Here is an 18538-nt window from a genome sequence, read left to right as displayed (position 1 = left end):
TTCAGGATGTTGATTTGAACGCTTCTACTACACAACGGGTGGCCGCATGAGTGCTTCCCTTGCCCGCCTGGAGCGCAAGCTCGGCTATACCTTCAAAGACCAGGAGCAGATGCTGCTGGCGCTGACCCACCGCAGCTACGCCGGGCGCAACAATGAGCGCCTGGAGTTCCTCGGCGACTCGATCCTCAACTTCGTCGCTGCCGAGGCGCTGTTCGAGCGTTTTCCGCAGGCCCGCGAAGGCCAGCTTTCGCGCTTGCGCGCGCGCCTGGTGAAGGGCGAGACCCTGGCCCGGCTGGCACGTGGCTTCGATCTGGGTGAATACCTGCGCCTGGGCTCCGGCGAGCTCAAGAGCGGCGGTTTTCGCCGCGAGTCGATCCTGGCCGATGCCCTGGAGGCACTGATTGGCGCCATCTACCTGGATGCCGACATGGACACCGCCCGCGAGCGTATCCTGGCCTGGCTGACCGATGAGTTCGATGGCCTGACCTTGGTCGACACCAACAAAGACCCCAAGACCCGCCTGCAGGAGTTCCTGCAATCGCGTGGCTGCGAGCTGCCGCGCTACGAAGTGGTGGACATCCAGGGCGAACCGCACTGCCGTACCTTTTTCGTCGAATGCGAAGTGGTGCTGCTGAACAACAAGAGCCGTGGCCAGGGCGTGAGCCGGCGTATCGCCGAGCAGGTCGCTGCGGCATCGGCACTGATCGCCCTGGGCGTGGAGAATGGCAATGACTGACAACAACCCGACCCGCTGCGGCTACGTGGCTATCGTCGGCCGCCCGAACGTGGGCAAGTCGACCTTGCTCAACCACATCCTCGGGCAGAAGTTGGCGATCACCTCGCGCAAGCCGCAGACCACCCGCCACAACATGCTGGGCATCAAGACCGAAGGCGACGTGCAGGCGATCTACGTCGACACCCCGGGTATGCACAAGGCCAACGACAAGGCCTTGAATCGCTACATGAACCGTAACGCATCGGCAGCCCTGAAGGACGTCGACGTGGTGATCTTCGTGGTCGACCGCACCCGCTGGACCGACGAGGACCAGCTTGTTCTCGAACGTGTGCAATACGTCAGTGGCCCGGTGATCCTGGCGGTCAACAAGACCGATCGCATCGAGGAAAAGGCCGAGCTGATCCCGCACCTGCAATGGCTCCAGGAGCAACTGCCGAACGCCGAGGTGGTGCCGATTTCCGCCCAGCAGGGGCACAACCTCGACGCCCTCGAGGCGCTGATCGCCAAGCACCTGCCCCAGAACGAACACTTCTTCCCGGAAGACCAGATCACCGACCGCAGCAGCCGCTTCCTCGCCGCCGAGCTGGTTCGCGAGAAGATCATGCGCCAGCTGGGTGCGGAGCTGCCGTACCAGATCACCGTCGAGATCGAGGAGTTCAAGCAGCAGGGGCATGTACTGCATATCCATGCGCTGATCCTGGTGGAGCGTGACGGACAGAAGAAGATCATCATTGGCGACAAGGGCGAGCGCATCAAACGCATCGGCTCCGAGGCGCGCAAGGATATGGAAACGCTGTTCGACGCCAAGGTGATGCTCAACCTGTGGGTCAAGGTCAAGGGTGGCTGGTCCGATGACGAGCGCGCCTTGCGTTCGCTGGGCTACGGCGACCTGTAAGCTCTCCCGGCCCCTCAATTCCTGTGGGAGCGGGTTTACCCGCGAAAGCATCAGTGAGTTCACTGCAGCATTCGCGGGTAAACCCGCTCCCACAGGTGTTTTTGTCTCCGAGCGATTGTTCATGGATCAGCCCATCGCCCAACCCGCCTACGTGCTGCACAGCCGCGCCTACAAGGAAACCAGCGCACTGGTGGACTTCCTCACGCCCCAAGGGCGTGTGCGCGCGGTATTGCGCCGTGCCCGTGGCAAGGCGGGCAGCCCGGTCAGGCCATTCGTGCCGTTGGAAGTGGAATTACGCGGGCGCGGCGAGCTGAAGAACGTCGGGCGCCTGGATACCACCGGGCTTGCCGCCTGGCTGCATGGCGATGCGCTGTTCAGCGGCCTGTACCTCAATGAGCTGCTGATGCGCCTGCTGCCCGCCGAGGCGCCGCACCCGGCGCTGTTCGAGCACTACACCCTGACCTTGCAGGCCCTGGCCAGCGGGCGGCCGCTGGAACCGTTGCTGCGTTCGTTCGAGTGGCGCCTGCTGGATGAGCTCGGTTATGCCTTCGCGCTGGACCAGGATATGAATGGCGAGCCCGTCGTCGCCAACGGCCTGTATCGTCTGCAAGTGGATGCCGGGCTCGAGCGGGTCGAACTGTTTCAGCCGGGGTTGTTCGGCGGCACCGAATTGCTGGCGCTGGCCGAAGCCGACTGGGATGCCCCCGGTGCGCTGCCGGCAGCCAAGCGCTTGATGCGCCAGGCCCTGGCAGTGCACCTGGGGCCCAAGCCGCTGGTCAGCCGGGAACTGTTTCGCAAGCGCTGAGCACATCGTATGCTGTGGCGCTTAATCTTCAGGAGAACCTTTCCGTGACTCACAGCAACCGCATGCTTCTCGGCGTCAACATCGACCACGTGGCGACCTTGCGCCAGGCTCGGGGTACCCGTTACCCGGACCCGGTCAAGGCAGCCCTGGACGCCGAGGAAGCGGGTGCCGACGGCATCACCGTGCACCTGCGCGAAGACCGCCGGCATATCCAGGAGCGCGATGTGCTGTTGCTCAAGGACGTGCTGCAGACCCGCATGAACTTCGAAATGGGTGTCACTGAGGAAATGATGGTGTTCGCCGAGCGTATCCGCCCGGCGCATATCTGCCTGGTGCCGGAGACCCGCCAGGAGCTGACCACCGAGGGTGGCCTGGATGTGGCGGGCCAGGAGGCAAGGATCAAGGCTGCGGTGGAGCGATTGGCGCGCACTGGCGCCGAGGTGTCGCTGTTCATCGATGCCGATGAGCGGCAGATCGAAGCCTCGCGCCGCGTCGGTGCCCCGGCCATCGAACTGCACACCGGTCGCTACGCGGATGCCGAAACGCCTACCGAGGTGGCCGAAGAGCTCAAGCGCATCGCTGACGGCGTGTCGTTTGGCGTGGGTCAGGGCCTGATCGTCAACGCCGGGCATGGCCTGCATTACCACAACGTCGAGGCCGTGGCGGCGATCAAGGGTATCAACGAGCTGAACATTGGCCATGCCTTGGTGGCGCATGCGCTGTTCGTCGGTTTCAAGTCAGCGGTGGCAGAGATGAAGGCGCTGATCGTCGCGGCCAGCTCACGCTGAGCCGGATTCATTAGCAGCTGCATAGGCCGCTTCGCGAGCAAGCCCGCTCCTGCAGGTACCACCCGGTTCTTGCAAGAGTGGGCTTGCCCGCGATGGGGCCGGTACCGCCAATATCACGGCGACTGAAACACCAAGGTGAAACGCGTAGGCCCTTGCGGCTGGCTGCTCACTTCCACCCGCCCACCATGCAACTGCATGATCGAGGCAACAATCGCCAGCCCCAGCCCAGTTCCCCCCTCCAGCCGCGACCGCCCACTCCCCACCCGGTAGAAACGTTCGAACAACTGCGCCAGATGCTGCTGGGCAATCCCCACACCCTGGTTCTCCACCCACAGCCAAACCTCGCCGCCATGCCGCTCGAGCCCCACCTCCACCACTTGCCCATCAGGGCTATGGCGTATGGCATTGCTCAGCAGGTTGGAAAGCGCCCGTTGCAGCATCAACCGGTCGACCTTCGCCGTGCCCCAGCCATGCACATGTAGCTCGAGGCTCTTGAGCTCCGCACTGAAGGCGAACAGCTCACCTACGCGGGCCACTTCGTCAGCCAGCGCCAGTGGCTTGAGGGTGATCTCGGCCTGGGGCTGGCTGGCCTGGGCGAGGAAAAGCATGTCGTTGATGATGCGATTGAGGCGAGTCAGCTCCTCGATGCTGTCTTCCAGTGCCTCGCGGTAATGCGCGCTGTCGCGCTCGCGCCCCAGGGTGACCTGGGCCTTGCCCATCAGGTTGCTGATGGGGGTGCGCAGCTCGTGGGCCAGGTCGTCGGAGAATTGCGATAACTGGCGCACGCCCTGGTCGAGGCGGTCGAGCATGACGTTGATGCTCGCCGCAAGCTCGGCCAGTTCCTGTGGCAGGCCGCCGCTTGGCAGGCGGTGGGTCAGGGTCTGGGCCGAGACCTGCCCGGCGATGCGCCGGAACCGGCGCAACGGGCTCAGGCCGCGTTGCACCAGCTTCCAGGCGGCGAAGCCGATCAGCAGGAGCAGTACCGGCAGGGCCAGCAGGGTCGAATTCAGGTAGGCCTGCAACAGTGCATTGTCGTCGGCGCGGTCGAGGGTCATGGTGACCCGCACCGGGGTGTCGTCGCGCAGGCGCATCAGGCGGCTGGCACTGAGCAACTCACGGCCTTCGCCGTCGTTCCAGGAGCGGAACGCCAGCTGTTCGCCGACCTCAAGCTGGCGCAAGGTATCGGCCTGTAGCGCAGGTCCAAGGCTCAGCAAGGGCGGATGGCGGCTGCCGGTGGCGAGCACATTCAGGCTGAGGTTGTCATGCCCCATCACCAGGTCGAGCAGCGGATGGGCGCGGGCGGCCAGGTCGCCGCTGCGCAAATCGACGCGCAGGTTGTGCTCGACCTGCAACATCTTGCGCGCCAGGTCGCGGTGGGCGCGGCTGTCCAGTTCGTGGTCGAGGGCTAACACGGCCAGGCACGCGAGCAGCAACACCAGCGCTGCGCCCATCAGGGTGACCGAGAGGCCCAGGCGCACGGACAGACTGGTGTTCCTCACGCACGCGCCTCGAGCACGTAGCCAACTCCGCGCAGGGTGTGGATGAGCTTGTCTTCGAACGGGTCGTCGATCTTCGCCCGCAGGCGGCGGATGGACACTTCTACCACGTTGGTGTCGCAGTCGAAGTTCATGTCCCACACCAGCGAGATGATCTGCGTGCGCGACAGCACCTCGCCGCTCTGGCGCATCAGCAGGTGCAGCAGGGCGAACTCCTTGGCGGTGAGGTCGATGCGGTGGCCGGCGCGCCAGGCGCGATGACGGCCAGGGTCGAGCTCGAGGTCGGCCACTTTCAGCGTGCTCGGCTGCAGGTGCTGGTCGGTGCGCCGCAGCAGGCTGCGGATGCGCGCCAGCAACTCGGGGAATTCGAACGGCTTGAGCAGGTAGTCGTCGGCGCCCAGGTCCAGGCCCTTGACCCGGTCGGCCAGGCGACCGTGGGCGGTGAGCATCATGATGCGCGTGGACGACTCGGCGCGCAGCCGTTGCAGGACGCCCCAGCCATCCAGCGCGGGCAGGTTGACGTCGAGCACCACCAGGTCGTAGGCATGCTGGCGGGCCAGGTGCAGGCCATCGATGCCGGTGTGGGCGCAATCGACCACGTAGCCGTTTTCGCGCAGGCCTTGTTGCAGGTAGTCCGCGGTGCGGGGTTCGTCCTCGACGATCAGTAGGCGCATGGGCAGGCTCGGCTGGGGGAGGGTAGCGATTCTCGACCTTGTAGTGGGTTCAGGGTCAAGGCGCAGGATGTTACGGCATGGCACGGCGGCGGTTGTGCAGATTGCAAATTTGTAATGTTCGGGTCATCTGCCTGAAAGGCACGCCCCGTGGCGGGGCGAGCCTTGCAGCACTGTAATGTGCGGTTCACCTTCGCGTTAGCTTGCCCCTCGTAGGATGGCGCTGTCTGAAACGCGACTACGAGGCAAGCACGATGAACCTGACCAGATACCTGCTGCTGGCGATCCTCGCCCTGGGCAGCTCCATGGCCCTGGCCGAAGGCGGCGCCGAGCGCTCCCAACAGTTCTGGGCGGCGTTTCGCGAGGACCAGCAACGACTGCACGGCGACCAGCGGCAAGCCGTTGCCGAGCGCCCACGCAAGCAGCAGGACGAAAAGGCCCGCCAGGTGGCCAAGGATTGAGGTGCAAGCCCCGGCGCCGCTGAGCTCCGGCAGCGCAGGGAAGTTTGGGCGCCCTGGGGGCGCCTGTTTTATTTACGCGCCAGCAGGGTGGCCCGGCGTGGCGCCGGCAGCCCTTCGACCGTGCGGCTGTGGTCGTCAGGGTCGAGGAAGTCGCCCAGCGACTGGTAGCGCATCCAGTCGGTGCTGCGCTGTTCCTCGACACGGGTCACGCTCACATCGACACAGCGCACATCGCTGAAGCCTGCCCTGCGCAGCCAGCGCTCCAGGGCCGGCACCGACGGCAGGAACCACACATTGCGCATCTGCGCGTAGCGGTCCTCGGGCACCAGCACCTGGTTTTCATCACCCTCGATCACCAAGGTTTCCAGCACCAGTTCGCCACCCTTGACCAGGCAGTCCTTGAGCGCCAGCAGGTGCTCGATGGGCGAGCGGCGGTGGTAGAACACGCCCATGGAAAACACCGTGTCGAAGCCTTCGAGGTTGGCGGGCAGTTCCTCCAGGGCGAAGGGCAGGTGCCAGGCGGGCAGTTCCGGCAGGTATTTCTGAACGGCCTGGAACTGGCAGAAGAACAACCAGTTCGGGTCCACGCCGATGACCATGTCGGCGCCGGCGCCGAGCATGCGCCACTGGTAGTAGCCGTTGCCGCAGCCCACATCGAGCACGCGCTTGCCGACCAGGTCCAGGTGCGGAGCGACCCGCGACCATTTCCAGTCCGAACGCCATTCGGTGTCGACATGCACGCCGAACAGCTCGAACGGTCCTTTGCGCCAAGGTGAAAGGCCCATCAGTGCCTTGTGCAATTGCGCGCGGGTGGCGTCGTCGCAGGCGCTGTCCAGGCGCAAGGCGTCGGCCAGGTCTATTTCGCTTGGTTGCAGCTCGGGCAGGGCCTCCAGCGCGCCGCGCCAGCGGTCGAGGTCGCCATGGCCTTTCTCAAGCTTGGTTTCGAGTTGCGCGGACAGACCCTGTGACCAGGCCGCTAGCGGGGTGCCCGCCAGGCGGCGGACGAGAGGGGAGAGATCAATCATGGCAGGGCAATCAGCGAGGCGAAGTTCAGGCATTGGAACCACGGCACCACCTTGGAGAAGCCAGCGGCGTGCAGGCGCTCGCGGTGGGTCTCGAGGGTGTCGGGTTTCATCACGTTTTCAATGGCACTGCGTTTCTGGGCGATTTCCAGGTCGCTGTAGCCGTTGGCGCGCTTGAAGTCCAGGTGCAGTTCGTTGAGCAGCGACTGTTCCTGGTCGTCGGCGAAGCGCAGTTTTTCCGAAAGAATCAAGGCACCGCCCGGCAGCAGTGCCTGGCGGATGCTGCCGAGCAGCGCCAAGCGCTGGTCGGGGGCGATGAACTGCAAAGTGAAGTTCATTGCCACGACCGAGGCCGGTTGCAGGGGCAAGGCGAGGATATCGGCTTCCAGCACGTGCACGGGCAGCAATTCCTGGAACATCGAGTCCTGCGCCGTGAGGTACTGGCGGCAGCGCTCGACCATGGCCGCAGAGTTGTCTACCGCGATCACCCGGCAACCCTCGGCACGGACGTGACGGCGCAGCGACTGGGTCACCGCGCCCAGCGAGGCACCCAAGTCGTAAAGGGCGGTGTTCGGCTGGGCGAAACGTGCGGCGAGCACGCCGAGGTTCTCGACGATGGTCGGGTAGCCGGGCACCGAGCGCTTGATCATGTCCGGGAATACGCGCACGACGTCTTCGTTGAAGACGAAGTCGGGTACTTGTTCCAGGGGGTGGGCGAAGAGGCGGTCGGGGGATCGATTCACAGCGAGCTCGAGGTAAAGGCAAACGGTGACGTATTTTAGCCAAAAAGCCAGTGTGCTGACCACGGCGGCCTGTCCTACAACCCCTGCTCACTAACTCACACTGCCACTGTAGAGCTTTAGCCATTCCAGTGTACTTGCTGAACGGCATAACTTTAGAGGTGCAAGCACAATCAATTTAAGCAGGATGTCGCAATGGAAACACTACCGAATGAACCCGCTGTGGGTATGCCGATTGAAGATTTGGATGTGAAAGCCCAGGCGAAAACTTTGCCTGACCTGTACTTTAGATTCCTGGAGGGAAAAGTGGGTAATGATTCCCAGGCTGCCAGCGTGCTGACAGCTGAAAATCTAAAGGTCATCAAAAAATACGCGGGAGTCGTTCGCACGTTATCCAGGAGCGAAGAGGATATCCGCGATGAAGTTGACTATGATGCGCTGGGCATAGAAGTGGGCAGGATTGTTGACCTGAACACAGCGTTGCACCGGCATGTGGACGAGTGGGACAAGCTCGAGCGGCAAATCAAGGAACTTGGGCCGTTAATAGAGATGTTCGCTGCGTCCATGAAAAGTCGAGGCGGTGCATTGATCTCAAGTATCCAGGGCACAGCTGCCTTTAAGCGTATCGCCAGCGAGAAAGAAGCACAGGGTGGCGACATCTATTTCTCCCTACTGACTGAAGAGGAACGCGGCCAAATACTGGCCGTCATCGAAAAGCGCCTGGGGGAGCTTATCAAGCAGATTGAGCGGACCAAGGATCAAATCGCCGATGTCGATACGCGCGCGAATTGGTTCCATAAGGAAATAGAGCTCGAAATCAGGCCGCGGTTGGCACGCCTGATCAGGCACGTCGATGACAAGCTCAGCAGCTCCCGCATTGATGAGTTGGTAGTGAAGCGTGATGAGCTGGACATGCAAATCGATGTTTTGCGCGCACAGTACAGTGCCGAAGTGGGGTACGCCTTCAGTGGCTTGTTAGTCGGGCCGGTAGGGCTAATTATTACGGGAGGGATATTCGGGAGCCGCGCTGAACATACGAGAAAGGAAAAGAACATCTTGGTTGAAGAACGTGATGCGCTGACTGAGCGCTTGGCGAATATTACACCCGCTGTGAAGAATTTTGAAAAGGTCAATAGCACGATCAGGGACCTGATGTTTAGGACGACGGATCTCCTTAGTGCGACTCAGCGTTTGGCGGATACCTGGCTTTACCTGCATAAGTTCGCGCGCACCTCGCTCGATGAATCCAAAAGTTTATCGACGAGCGCTGACCTGGAAGAATTTGTCCAAGATTTCACCGAAGTTATCAGGCCTTGGCAGAGTATTGGAAGCATATGCCACACGTTGTCTGAGCTGTTCAACAAATTTTTAGTGGAGAGCTGAAATGCCCAATCGAGGATCAATTACCGTAGACAGTGCAGTGCCGGATTTCGTCAAGCTGAATCAATTGAGGCTACAGTTGTTCGAGCTATGTGATGAATGGCAGGAAGATGTGCTACCCGCTGTCCGGGATCTCTGTCGAGAGTTGAAGGTTGTCATGCTCGATACCGACCGAACGCTACGCGAGGTCGTTTTCGGTGGTACGGTGCTATTGGGCAACAAGCTGTTTGGCTTTGCTTCCGACACGGCGGTATCAGCGAGCACTATCGCTGAAGCTTCCACGATGCAGGCCGCCCTGTGTGCGGATCTGGCGAAGCAAACCTCGCGTCTAGAGCTGTTTTCGTTGTCAGCAATCTCCCAGCAAGTGGTACGTCTGGAAAAGTCAGCGAGCGAACTCGCCAATTCCGAAGCGCCTGCCAAACAGCGGCTGGAAAATCTGGAAACCCAGCACGCGGACATCGTCGAAGCCATTGAGGCTTTCAGCAAACCCACTGTCAGGAAGGCCTTCAAAGGCTTGATTCCCAGCGAAGAGGAGATCGATGCCGCTTTTGGAGTTGTGAAGGATCCTGGTGTGGATCCGGCGCTATTAAAGTTGCTCTCCCGTAAGTTGGCCTCCCACTTGGAAGTGCTTGAGGGCGCAAGGACTTTCAGTGGGCTGACTCAAAGCCGAGATCGGCTCTACCAGAAAATCCAGGAAGCCAAGCAGCTACTCGATGATGCCTGTGCAAGTAAGGACAAAGTTCTACGCGAGCTTGAGGCGACCCGTGCTTTGGCAGGCGTTGGTGTAATCAAGGACCAGTGGTTGCTTCTGGTGCGCAAGGTCGAAGGTTACTGGCAACATAGCTCGAGTCTACTCACGCCTGGCATCGCAGCAGACAATGCCATGATCATCTTTGATGACCTGTACCGTTATCTGCAAGCGGTGCAAAAAGCTTTTGAGCGTGCGTAGGCTGGTTATCTAACCTTGACTGCACAATCGAACGTTTGCACAGGCTGCACTTCCTTCGCCCAAGGTTGCTGGTACACCAGCAACAGTTGCCCGTCGCCAGCAGTGGTGGCCTGGAAGCGCCAGGTTGAAACCCCGGCGCTACCGACGATACCGGCCTCCTCGGGGCTGTTGTAGACCTCCGGGCCGAGGCTGCGCAGGAGACCGGGTGCAGCATCCTGCACGTTCCAGCGGTACCCCGTGGTGGGGGTGCTGGGTAGGTTGAGGGTCAGAGTCTGGCCGACTTGCAGAAGCTGAGGGCATTCGCTTTCAGCGTCCAATACCACGGTTTGCCGCGGGTGCTGGACGCAGGCAGCGAGCAGGGCGAGGCTGGCGGGGAGCAGCAGGCGGGGTATGGACATGGGGGCTCCTGAGGCGTGCGATGGCCTGAGGATAACTGATGCGCTCGGGTATGTGTGTGGTCTGTCATGGCCCTATCGCGGTGCAAGCCCACTTTCACAAGTACAGCGCTGACCTGAAGATTAGCGCTGTACTTGTGAAAGTGGGCTTGCACCGCGATAGGGCCGCATAGCGGCCCCGGATACGTCAGAACAACACTTTCGCCACGTCGGCGTAGCGCTTGGCGAAATGCACGGTCAGCCCTTCGCGCAGGTAGTCCGGCAGGTCTTCGAAATCGCCACGGTTGGCCTCCGGCAGGATCAGCTCGAAGATCTTCTGCCGCTTGGCGGCAATCACCTTTTCACGCACGCCACCGATCGGCAGCACCTGCCCGGTGAGGGTCAGTTCGCCGGTCATGGCCACGCCTTTCTTCGGCGCCTGGTCGCGGGCCAGCGACAGAAGGGCGCTGGCCATGGTGATGCCGGCGCTGGGGCCGTCCTTGGGCGTGGCACCCTCGGGCACATGCAGGTGGATGAAGGCTTCGTTGAAGAAGCCTGGGTCACCCCCGTATTGCTTGAGGTTGGAGCTGACGTAGCTGTAGGCGATTTCGGCGGACTCCTTCATCACCTCACCAAGCTTGCCGGTCAGCTTGAAGCCGCGGTTCAGGGTATGAATACGCGTGGCCTCGATCGGCAGGGTGGCGCCACCCATGCTGGTCCAGGCAAGCCCGGTGATCACGCCCTTGCCGGCCAGCACCTGCTCGCTGCGGAACACCGGCATGCCCAGGGCCGCTTCCAGGTCCTTGGCGCCGATCTTCAGCTTGGCGTCGGGGTTCTCCAGCAGCTTGACCACCGCCTTGCGTACCAACTTGCCCAACTGCTTCTCCAACTGGCGTACGCCAGCCTCGCGGGCATAGCCTTCGATCACCAGGCGCAGGGCGCTGTCGCTGATGCTCAGGCTGGTTTTGGATACCCCGGCCTTGTCCAGCTGCTTGGGCCACAGGTGGCGCTTGGCGATGGCCAGCTTTTCCTCGGTGATGTAGCCCGACAGGCGAATCACTTCCATGCGGTCGAGCAAGGGGCCGGGGATCGAGTCCAGGGTGTTGGCAGTGCACACGAACAGCACCTTGGAAAGGTCCAGGCGCAGGTCCAGGTAATGGTCGAGGAAGTCGACGTTCTGCTCGGGGTCGAGGGTTTCCAGCAATGCCGAGGCCGGGTCGCCCTGGTAGCTCTGGCCCATCTTGTCGATCTCGTCGAGCATGATCACCGGGTTCATCACCTCCACGTCCTTCAGCGCCTGCACCAGCTTGCCCGGTTGGGCGCCGATGTAGGTGCGGCGGTGGCCCTTGATTTCCGCTTCGTCGCGCATGCCACCGACACTGAAGCGGTAGAACGGTCGGCCGAGGGATTCGGCGATGGACTTGCCGATGCTGGTCTTGCCCACCCCCGGTGGGCCCACCAGCAGCACGATGGAGCCGCTGATCTCGCCTTTCCAGGCGCCTACGGCGAGGAATTCGAGGATGCGTTCCTTGATGTCGTCCAGGCCCGCATGGTGCTGGTCGAGCACCTTGCGTGCGTGCTTGAGGTCGAGCTTGTCGTCGCCATACACACCCCAGGGCAGGGCGGTGGCCCAATCCAGGTAGTTGCGGGTAACGGCGTACTCGGGCGAGCCGGTCTCGAGGATCGCCAGCTTGCCCATTTCCTCGTCGATGCGCTTTTTCGCGGCATCGGGCAGGGTCTTGCCTTCCAGGCGCTGCTGGAACTGCTCGACGTCGGCGCTGCGGTCGTCCTTGGTCAGCCCCAGCTCCTGCTGGATCACCTTGAGCTGCTCCTTGAGGAAGAACTCGCGCTGGTGCTCGCCGATCTGCCGGTTCACCTCGGCGGAAATCTCGTTCTGCAGGCGCGCCACCTCGACTTCCTTGCGCAGCATCGGCAGCACCTTCTCCATGCGCTTGAGCATGGGCACGCAGTCGAGCACTTCCTGCAACTGGTTGCCGGTGGCCGAAGTGAGTGCGGCGGCGAAGTCGGTAAGCGGCGAAGGGTCGTTGGGGCTGAAGCGGTTGAGGTAGTTCTTCAGCTCTTCGCTGTACAGCGGGTTGAGCGGCAGCAGCTCCTTGATCGCGTTGATCAGCGCCATGCCGTAGGCCTTGACCTCGTCGTTGGGTTCGGTGGGTTGGCGTGGGTATTCCACTTCCACCAGGTACGGCGGGCGGTGGTGCTTGAGCCAGGTGCGAATGCGTACGCGGGTCAGGCCCTGGGCGACGAATTGCAGCTTGCCGCCTTCGCGGCTGGCGTGGTGCACCTTGACCAGGGTGCCGTACTCCGGCAGCGCCTGGGTGTCGAAGTGGCGATGGTCGGCCGGCGGGGTGTCCATGAAGAACAACGCCAGGGCGTGATGCGGCGTCTTGGCGACCAGGTCGAGGGTTTCGGCCCAAGGCTCTTCGTTGACGATCACCGGCAATACCTGAGCCGGGAAGAACGGGCGGTTGTGGATCGGGATGACATAGACCTTGTCCGGCAACTGTTGGCCGGGCAGGGCAAGCGCGTGGCCGGGGGCGGCCTGGGCGTCGAGATGATCGACTTCGCTGTGTTCGTCTGGGTGTTCCGGCAAATCCTGCTGGTCGCTCATAGGGCACCTGCGTGAATGACTATGGTGCTTAGATGGGGCAGGCGGGGCTGGGTTTCAATGGTAGTCGAGGGGCGCGGGGAGGGCTTTCATCTTCGAAAGCCTGTGCCTCCCCTGCGTTGGGTTACTTGGCGAGTTTGTAAGCGATGATGTAGTCGCCCATCCTGGTCCCAAGCGAGCCGTGGCCGCCGGCGGTCACCAGCACATATTGCGTGCCGTCCTTGCCGGTGTAGGTCATCGGGGTGGCCTGGCCGCCAGCGGGCAGGCGCGCTTTCCACAGTTCCTTGCCGTCATGTACGTCGTAGGCCCGCAGGTACTGGTCAAGCGTACCGCTGAGGAAGCCCAGGCCGGCAGCGGTGACGATAGAACCGCCCATGCTCGGCACGCCCACAGGCAAGCCGATCGGTATCGGGGTGCTGTCGCGAGTCGTGCCGTTCTTGCGTTTCCACACCACCTTGTTGGTGAACAGGTCGATCGCCGCCACATAGCCCCAGGCCGGCGCCTGGCACGGCACGCCCAATGGCGACATCAGCGGGTGCATGGTCACCGCGTACGGCGCGCCGGTATTGGGCTGAACACCGCTGGTTTCACTCTCGCGCTGACTGCCTTCGGCAACTTGCTCGCGCGGCACCATCTTCGACACGAACGCCATGTAGTTGGGCGATGTGAACAACAGTTGGCGCACCGGGTCGACCGACACGCTACCCCAGTTGAATACGCCGACGTTGCCGGGATAGACCAGCGAACCCTGCTCGGACGGGGGCGTGTACTGGCCTTCGTAGCGCAGGCTGCGGAACTGGATGCGGCACAGCATCTGGTCGAACGGCGTGGCGCCCCACATGGCTTGTTCGGTCAGCTCGGGGCCGAGCAGGTTGAGCTCGGAGCGCGGCTGGGTGGCTGCGGTGCGGTCGCCCTTCACGGCCCCTTGGGGCACCGGCACTTCGTGGATCGGCACGATAGGCATGCCGTCGCGACGGTCGAGCACATACAGGCTGCCCTGCTTGGTCGGCACGATCACCGCCGGCTTGATGCCGTCGTCGGTCTTCAGGTGTACCAGGGTCGGCTGGCTGCCGACGTCCATGTCCCACAGGTCGTGGTGGGTGAACTGGTAGTTCCAGCGCGCCTTGCCGGTAGCAAGCTCCAGGGCGACGATGCCAGCGCTGTATTTCTCTGCGCCCGGCGTGCGGTTGGCGCCCCATTGGTCGGGGGTCTGGTTGCCCAGGGGCAGGTAGATCAGGCCCAGGTCTTCATCGACGCTGGCAATCGACCACATGTTCGCCGAGTTGCGGCTGTAGGTCTTGCCGTCGGCCAGGGGCTTGGTGTCGTTGGGGTTGTCGCTGTCCCAGTTCCACACCAGGCGGCCGTCGTGAACGTCGTAGGCGCGGATTACGCCGGACGGTTCGTTGATCGACTCATTGTCGGTGACATGCCCACCGATGATCACCAGGTCGCGGGTGATGGCTGCGGGCGAGGTGGAATAGTAGCCGCCGGCAGTGAACGGGCCGATGCCGCGGGTGAGGTCGATCACGCCCTGATTGGCGAAGCCCTCGCAGACCTTGCCGTTGTCGGCGTTGAGCACGATCAGGCGGGCGTCGGCGGTGGGCAGGTAGAGGCGACGAGGGCAGGCCCTGGCCACGGCCTGGCCGGCTTCGGAGATTTTCGGCGCGGGGCTGCCGTCGCGGCTGACGTAACGATTTTCGTCGTAGTACGAAACGCCACGGCAGGTCATGTGGGCGAAGCCCTTGAAGGTGCCCACGGGGCTCTTCACCTGTGGGTCGAAGCGCCAGATCTCGGCGCCGGTATCTGGATCCAGGGCCAGCACGCGACTGTGCGCGGTACAGGCGTAGAGCATGCCGTTGACCTTCAGCGGGGTGTTCTGGTTGGTCAGCTCCAGCGGGTCGTTTTCGGTGGGCAGGTCGCCGGTACGGATGCGCCAGGCCTCCTCGAGGCGATAGACGTTTTGCGGGGTGATCTGGCGTAGCGGGGAATAACGGTCGCCATACTCGGTACGGCCATAGGCCTGCCATTCGCCGTCGGGCATGGCCGGTGCGGCGCTGGCCATTTCGCTGTTGTCGCGGCCCAGCACCCCGAACACCTCGCCGGGGTGGGTGAACTGGCTGGCGATGGCCGTGGCTCCGGAGGCGACCACGGCGACGGCCAGCAGTGCGACGTTGGCCTTCGATGGCGGGCCGAGCAGAGGCCGGCGGGCCCATGGCAGCAGCAAGACCACGCCAAGGGCGAACCAGATGGCCAGGCGCGGCACCAGCTGCCACCAGTCCAGCCCCACTTCCCACAGGGCCCAGGCGGTGCTGCCCAGCAGCACCACGCCATACACGCCGAGGCCGATGCGCCGCAAGGCGATGAGCAGGATGCCCGAGAGGAGGAAGCCGATACCGGCCACCAGGTAGTAGACGGAGCCGCCCAGCTGGCTCAGCTTTATGCCGCCGACCACCAGGGCGAGGCCCATCAACAGCAACAGCACGCCGACCAGGCGCGTCAGCCAGCGGCTTCCCTTCTTGGCAGCGTCAGTGCCCATCGCAGCATCTCCTTTTCTTGCCGTGCTTCCCTACGAACTACTGTAGTCGCACCCGGCGCGGTATTCCCCTTTCAGGCCATTGACCTCCTGTTTGCGTAGCCGTTCGATTGGTGTTCGCGTGGGTTTCAGAAACGGGTACGCAAACCGACTTCCACGCTGCGTCCCGGCGCCGGTGCGATGTCGCGCAGGATCGAGCTGGCATAGCGCACGGTCTGGTCGGTCAGGTTCTCGCCACGCACGAAGGCCAGCCACTCGCTCTCGCCGATATCGAAGCGGTAGCCGACGCTGGCGCCCAGGGTGGTGTAGCCATCGGTACGGGTTTCGTTGGCCGGCTTGCGGCGTTGCGCGGCGGCGTGTTGTACATCGATGCGCGCCTGCCAGCGGTTGCGTTCCCACACCAGGCCGCTGTTCAGGCGCAGGGGCGCGATGCGCGGCAGTGGCTCGCCGGAGTCCAGGTTCTTGGCGCGGGTGTAGTCGCCGGAAAGCTCCAGGGCGAAACTGCCATAGCGGTTCTCAACCAACTGCCAGCGGTCCTGGGCCTCGACGCCGTAGAAGCGCGCGCGCACACCTTGGTACAGGTACTCGGGCAGTTCGTGGTCGTGATCATGGTCGTCGTCGTCCTCGCCATGGTCATGCCCTTCACGCAGGTTGCCGCTGCCGATCAGGCCGATGTAGTTGCGGAAATGGCTGTAGAAAACCCCGACGCTGCCTTTGTGGATGCCGTTGTCGAAACGCAGGGCCAGGTCGCCGGAAATCGCCTTCTCCTTGTTCAGGTTCGGGTCGCCGACCTCGTAGGCACCGGTGGCGACGTGTGCGCCATTGGCGTACAGCTCGTAAAAGGTAGGCGCACGTTCGGTATAGCCGAGGCTGGCGGCCAGTGCCCAGACCGGGTCGAGCTGGTACACCGCTCCCGAGGACAGGCTGACGGCGTTGAAGCTGTTGTTGCTGTCGGCGTTGGCGAAGGCTTCGTTGCCCTTGGCATCCGGTTCTACCCGGGTGTGCTCCAGGCGTGCACCCAGGCTCAGGTTCAGGCGCTCGGTGGCTTGCCACTGCTCGAGCATGAACAGCGCCAGGCTGTCGGTGTCGGTGTGCGGCACGAACGCTTCCTCGCCAAGGGCAGAGAATTCGTTGCGGTTGACCTGGGCGCCGATCACCCCTTCCAGCGGCCCGATCGGCTGGTGACGGGCTTCGATGCGGGCCTCGTAGCCCTTGTTCTTGAAGGTGGTATGCACCTCGCCCGATTCGATTTCACGGTGCTGGTAGTCGGTGTACCCCGCGTCGAGCTTGACCGAGCTGAATGGGCCTTCCAGGTCGCGCAGTTCCGAGGCGAACGCGTAGTGGTCTTGTTGCATGTCCAGGCGCACGCCGGACTCGGCCACCGAGCCATAGTTGCTGTCATAGCCGCTGTAGGACATGCCGGCATAGCCATGGTCCCAGTGGTAGGAACCGCCGACCGCACCGCCGTCCTGGCGGCCATCGCTGTTCTCCAGGCGGTGCTTGCTGCCCGGCTCGTCGGCATCGCGCACTTTCGAACTGCGGGCGTAGCCGGGAATGCGGAGGTCGTTGAACTGGCGGCTGTTGGCATCCAGGTGCAGGGCGAAGGTGCCGTTGCCTGCCTCGAGCTTGCCGGCGCTGCTGCGGGTAGTGTCGGCACCGCCGTAGCGCAGTTCGCCGGCGCCGTGGATACCGTCGATGGGGGCGTCGGGAATACGGTTGTCGAAGGTATTGACCACCCCGCCGATGGCGTTGCCGCCATACAGCAACGCGGCGGGGCCGCGGACGATCTCGATGCGCTCGACATTCACCGGGTCCAGCGGCACGGCGTGGTCATAGGACAGCGACGACGCATCCAGGGCGCCGACACCATTGCGCAGGATGCGAATGCGGTCCCCGTCCAGGCCGCGGATGACCGGGCGGCTGGCACCTGGGCCGAACCAGGTGGATGCGACTCCGGGTTGCTTGTTCAGGGTTTCGCCGAGGCTGCCGTGTTGCTGCTGCAAGAGGCTGTCGCCTTCGAGCACCGTGGTGGGGGTAGCCAGCTGTTGGTTGCCGAGAGGGTTGGCGGTTATGACCTGGGGCTCCAGTTCTACCGCCTGGCTGGGCGAGGCGGCCAGCCAGAGGGCGGCGGCGAGTGGGGAAAGGCGCAGGACGAGCATCGTGACGTTCCGTGGAAGGGTGAAGGTTTAATGCATTGTTATAATGTAACGCTTGCATTTCAACATGAATCGAACCCGCTGGCCAGAGGGGCGGCGCGGCCCACTACACTCGTGTAAGGTGCGCATCTTTCTCCGCGGGAGCACTGGTATGAGCACAGCCCAACACAACGCGCTGCACGGCAAGACGCTGGAGCAGGTCCTGACCGAGCTGGTGGCCCACTACCAGTGGCAAGGCCTGGCCGAGCGCATCGACATTCGTTGTTTCAAGAGCGACCCGAACATCAAGTCGAGCCTGACCTTCCTGCGCAAGACCCCCTGGGCGCGGGAGAAGGTCGAGCAGCTGTACGTGAAGTTGCAGCGCAAGGCCTGAGGGGTGCGGCGCCCTTGGTTGAGCCTGGCTGCCTGTCTTGGCTGGGCGGGGCTGGCCATTCAGTTGTACCTGGTGCTGATCGCCCGCTGGCAGGAGCAGGCCAGCCTGATCGGCGGGCTGGTGAACCTGTTCGGCTATTTCACGGTGCTGACCAATACCCTGGTGGCGACGGTGTTGAGCCATGCAGCGTTCGGTCGGGAGTCGGCGGCCAGGCGGTTCTTCCTGTCACCGTTGGTGAGTTCCGGAGTGGCCGTGAGCATCGTGCTGGTGGCGTTGGCCTATAGCCTGTTGCTGCGCCACCTGTGGCAGCCGCAGGGCTGGCAATGGCTGGCCGATGAGCTGCTGCACGATGTGATGCCGCTGGTGTTCGTGCTGTATTGGTGTTTCGCGGTGCCCAAGGGCCACCTGCGGTTTTGGCACCTGGGGGCGTGGAGCCTTTACCCGCTGGTGTACTTCCTGTTCGCGCTGTGGCGTGGGCACGAAATCGGGGTGTACCCCTACCCGTTCATCGATGTTTCAAGCCTAGGGTATGG

At 63.1% G+C, this 18538-nt stretch carries 17 protein-coding genes; 9 read left to right on the top strand and 8 right to left on the bottom strand.

What is annotated here, in order from left to right:
* The first annotated feature begins 46 nt into the window (after positions 1-46).
* From rnc to pdxJ, 4 genes are all read left to right on the top strand, one after another.
* Complete coding sequence (rnc, locus tag RAC97_RS12245; protein ID WP_375100509.1) at positions 47-736, top strand: ribonuclease III; 690 nt, start codon at positions 47-49, stop codon at positions 734-736.
* Positions 729-1631, top strand: coding sequence for a GTPase Era (era, locus tag RAC97_RS12240; protein WP_375100508.1), 903 nt, complete (start codon positions 729-731; stop codon positions 1629-1631). The genes rnc and era overlap by 8 nt, the downstream gene beginning before the upstream one ends.
* Positions 1632-1752: 121 nt before the next feature.
* Positions 1753-2436, top strand: a complete 684-nt coding sequence (recO, locus tag RAC97_RS12235; RefSeq protein WP_375100507.1) for a DNA repair protein RecO — start codon at positions 1753-1755, stop codon at positions 2434-2436.
* Positions 2437-2498: 62 nt separating this feature from the next.
* Positions 2499-3224, top strand: coding sequence for a pyridoxine 5'-phosphate synthase (pdxJ, locus tag RAC97_RS12230; protein WP_375100584.1), 726 nt, complete (start codon positions 2499-2501; stop codon positions 3222-3224).
* A gap of 113 nt (positions 3225-3337) precedes the next feature.
* Here the strand turns inward: pdxJ and RAC97_RS12225 are convergent, their stop codons facing one another.
* The gene (locus RAC97_RS12225; protein WP_375100506.1) at positions 3338-4723 is read right to left on the bottom strand and encodes a heavy metal sensor histidine kinase; all 1386 of its coding nucleotides are present in this window, start codon (positions 4721-4723) and stop codon (positions 3338-3340) included.
* Complete coding sequence (locus RAC97_RS12220) at positions 4720-5394, bottom strand: heavy metal response regulator transcription factor (RefSeq protein WP_375100505.1); 675 nt, start codon at positions 5392-5394, stop codon at positions 4720-4722. The genes RAC97_RS12225 and RAC97_RS12220 overlap by 4 nt, the downstream gene beginning before the upstream one ends.
* Positions 5395-5645: 251 nt before the next feature.
* On the opposite strand from RAC97_RS12220, the gene RAC97_RS12215 reads away from it, so the two are divergent.
* Positions 5646-5852 carry a hypothetical protein gene (locus tag RAC97_RS12215; RefSeq protein ID WP_375100504.1) on the top strand — a complete coding sequence of 69 codons (207 nt, stop codon included), beginning with the start codon at positions 5646-5648 and terminating at the stop codon, positions 5850-5852.
* A 68-nt stretch (positions 5853-5920) separates the two neighbouring features.
* On the opposite strand, the gene cmoB is transcribed toward RAC97_RS12215, so the two are convergent.
* Both cmoB and cmoA read right to left on the bottom strand, forming a co-directional pair.
* Positions 5921-6877, bottom strand: coding sequence for a tRNA 5-methoxyuridine(34)/uridine 5-oxyacetic acid(34) synthase CmoB (cmoB, locus tag RAC97_RS12210; protein WP_375100503.1), 957 nt, complete (start codon positions 6875-6877; stop codon positions 5921-5923).
* Positions 6874-7617, bottom strand: coding sequence for a carboxy-S-adenosyl-L-methionine synthase CmoA (gene cmoA / locus RAC97_RS12205; RefSeq protein ID WP_375100502.1), 744 nt, complete (start codon positions 7615-7617; stop codon positions 6874-6876). Before cmoA ends, cmoB begins: the two co-directional genes overlap by 4 nt.
* A 192-nt stretch (positions 7618-7809) precedes the next feature.
* On the opposite strand from cmoA, the gene RAC97_RS12200 reads away from it, so the two are divergent.
* Positions 7810-8997: an alpha-xenorhabdolysin family binary toxin subunit A gene (locus RAC97_RS12200; RefSeq protein WP_375100501.1), complete on the top strand. Its 1188-nt coding sequence runs from the start codon at positions 7810-7812 to the stop codon at positions 8995-8997.
* 1 nt (position 8998) lies between these two features.
* Entirely contained in the window at positions 8999-9943 is a 945-nt protein-coding gene (locus tag RAC97_RS12195) for an alpha-xenorhabdolysin family binary toxin subunit B (protein ID WP_375100500.1), read from the top strand.
* A 5-nt stretch (positions 9944-9948) separates the two neighbouring features.
* Here RAC97_RS12195 and RAC97_RS12190 read toward each other — a convergent pair whose 3' ends face one another.
* The 4 genes from RAC97_RS12190 to RAC97_RS12175 form a co-directional block, all read right to left on the bottom strand.
* Positions 9949-10341: a protease inhibitor I42 family protein gene (locus RAC97_RS12190; RefSeq protein ID WP_375100499.1), complete on the bottom strand. Its 393-nt coding sequence runs from the start codon at positions 10339-10341 to the stop codon at positions 9949-9951.
* Positions 10342-10525: 184 nt separating this feature from the next.
* The gene (gene lon, locus RAC97_RS12185) at positions 10526-12946 is read right to left on the bottom strand and encodes an endopeptidase La (protein ID WP_375100498.1); all 2421 of its coding nucleotides are present in this window, start codon (positions 12944-12946) and stop codon (positions 10526-10528) included.
* A 121-nt stretch (positions 12947-13067) separates the two neighbouring features.
* Positions 13068-15479: a glucose/quinate/shikimate family membrane-bound PQQ-dependent dehydrogenase gene (locus tag RAC97_RS12180; protein ID WP_375100497.1), complete on the bottom strand. Its 2412-nt coding sequence runs from the start codon at positions 15477-15479 to the stop codon at positions 13068-13070.
* Positions 15480-15604: 125 nt separating this feature from the next.
* Positions 15605-17635 (bottom strand): TonB-dependent receptor, encoded by a 2031-nt coding sequence (locus RAC97_RS12175; protein ID WP_375100496.1) that lies wholly within the window; start codon positions 17633-17635, stop codon positions 15605-15607.
* A gap of 148 nt (positions 17636-17783) precedes the next feature.
* Between RAC97_RS12175 and RAC97_RS12170 the strand changes: the two genes are divergently transcribed.
* Positions 17784-18005 (top strand): VF530 family DNA-binding protein, encoded by a 222-nt coding sequence (locus RAC97_RS12170; RefSeq protein ID WP_375100495.1) that lies wholly within the window; start codon positions 17784-17786, stop codon positions 18003-18005.
* 3 nt (positions 18006-18008) lie between these two features.
* Positions 18009-18538 (top strand): Pr6Pr family membrane protein (locus tag RAC97_RS12165; RefSeq protein ID WP_379671491.1); only part of this gene is annotated, 530 nt, incomplete at its 3' end.

The sequence above is a fragment of the Pseudomonas sp. LS_2 genome (assembly GCF_042709235.1).
GTDB lineage: Bacteria > Pseudomonadota > Gammaproteobacteria > Pseudomonadales > Pseudomonadaceae > Aquipseudomonas.
This window is presented reverse-complemented; position numbering and strand designations above follow the sequence as displayed.

Bases quoted from the DNA above. Each gene is read 5' to 3' on its own strand.
- rnc (WP_375100509.1), top strand. From the start codon at position 47: ATGAGTGCTTCCCTTGCCCGCCTGGAGCGCAAGCTCGGCTATACCTTC.
- era (WP_375100508.1), top strand. From the start codon at position 729: ATGACTGACAACAACCCGACCCGCTGCGGCTACGTGGCTATCGTCGGC.
- recO (WP_375100507.1), top strand. From the start codon at position 1,753: ATGGATCAGCCCATCGCCCAACCCGCCTACGTGCTGCACAGCCGCGCC.
- pdxJ (WP_375100584.1), top strand. From the start codon at position 2,499: ATGCTTCTCGGCGTCAACATCGACCACGTGGCGACCTTGCGCCAGGCT.
- RAC97_RS12220 (WP_375100505.1), bottom strand. From the start codon at position 5,394: ATGCGCCTACTGATCGTCGAGGACGAACCCCGCACCGCGGACTACCTG.
- RAC97_RS12215 (WP_375100504.1), top strand. From the start codon at position 5,646: ATGAACCTGACCAGATACCTGCTGCTGGCGATCCTCGCCCTGGGCAGC.
- cmoB (WP_375100503.1), bottom strand. From the start codon at position 6,877: ATGATTGATCTCTCCCCTCTCGTCCGCCGCCTGGCGGGCACCCCGCTA.
- RAC97_RS12200 (WP_375100501.1), top strand. From the start codon at position 7,810: ATGGAAACACTACCGAATGAACCCGCTGTGGGTATGCCGATTGAAGAT.
- RAC97_RS12195 (WP_375100500.1), top strand. From the start codon at position 8,999: ATGCCCAATCGAGGATCAATTACCGTAGACAGTGCAGTGCCGGATTTC.
- RAC97_RS12190 (WP_375100499.1), bottom strand. From the start codon at position 10,341: ATGTCCATACCCCGCCTGCTGCTCCCCGCCAGCCTCGCCCTGCTCGCT.
- lon (WP_375100498.1), bottom strand. From the start codon at position 12,946: ATGAGCGACCAGCAGGATTTGCCGGAACACCCAGACGAACACAGCGAA.
- RAC97_RS12180 (WP_375100497.1), bottom strand. From the start codon at position 15,479: ATGGGCACTGACGCTGCCAAGAAGGGAAGCCGCTGGCTGACGCGCCTG.
- RAC97_RS12175 (WP_375100496.1), bottom strand. From the start codon at position 17,635: ATGCTCGTCCTGCGCCTTTCCCCACTCGCCGCCGCCCTCTGGCTGGCC.
- RAC97_RS12170 (WP_375100495.1), top strand. From the start codon at position 17,784: ATGAGCACAGCCCAACACAACGCGCTGCACGGCAAGACGCTGGAGCAG.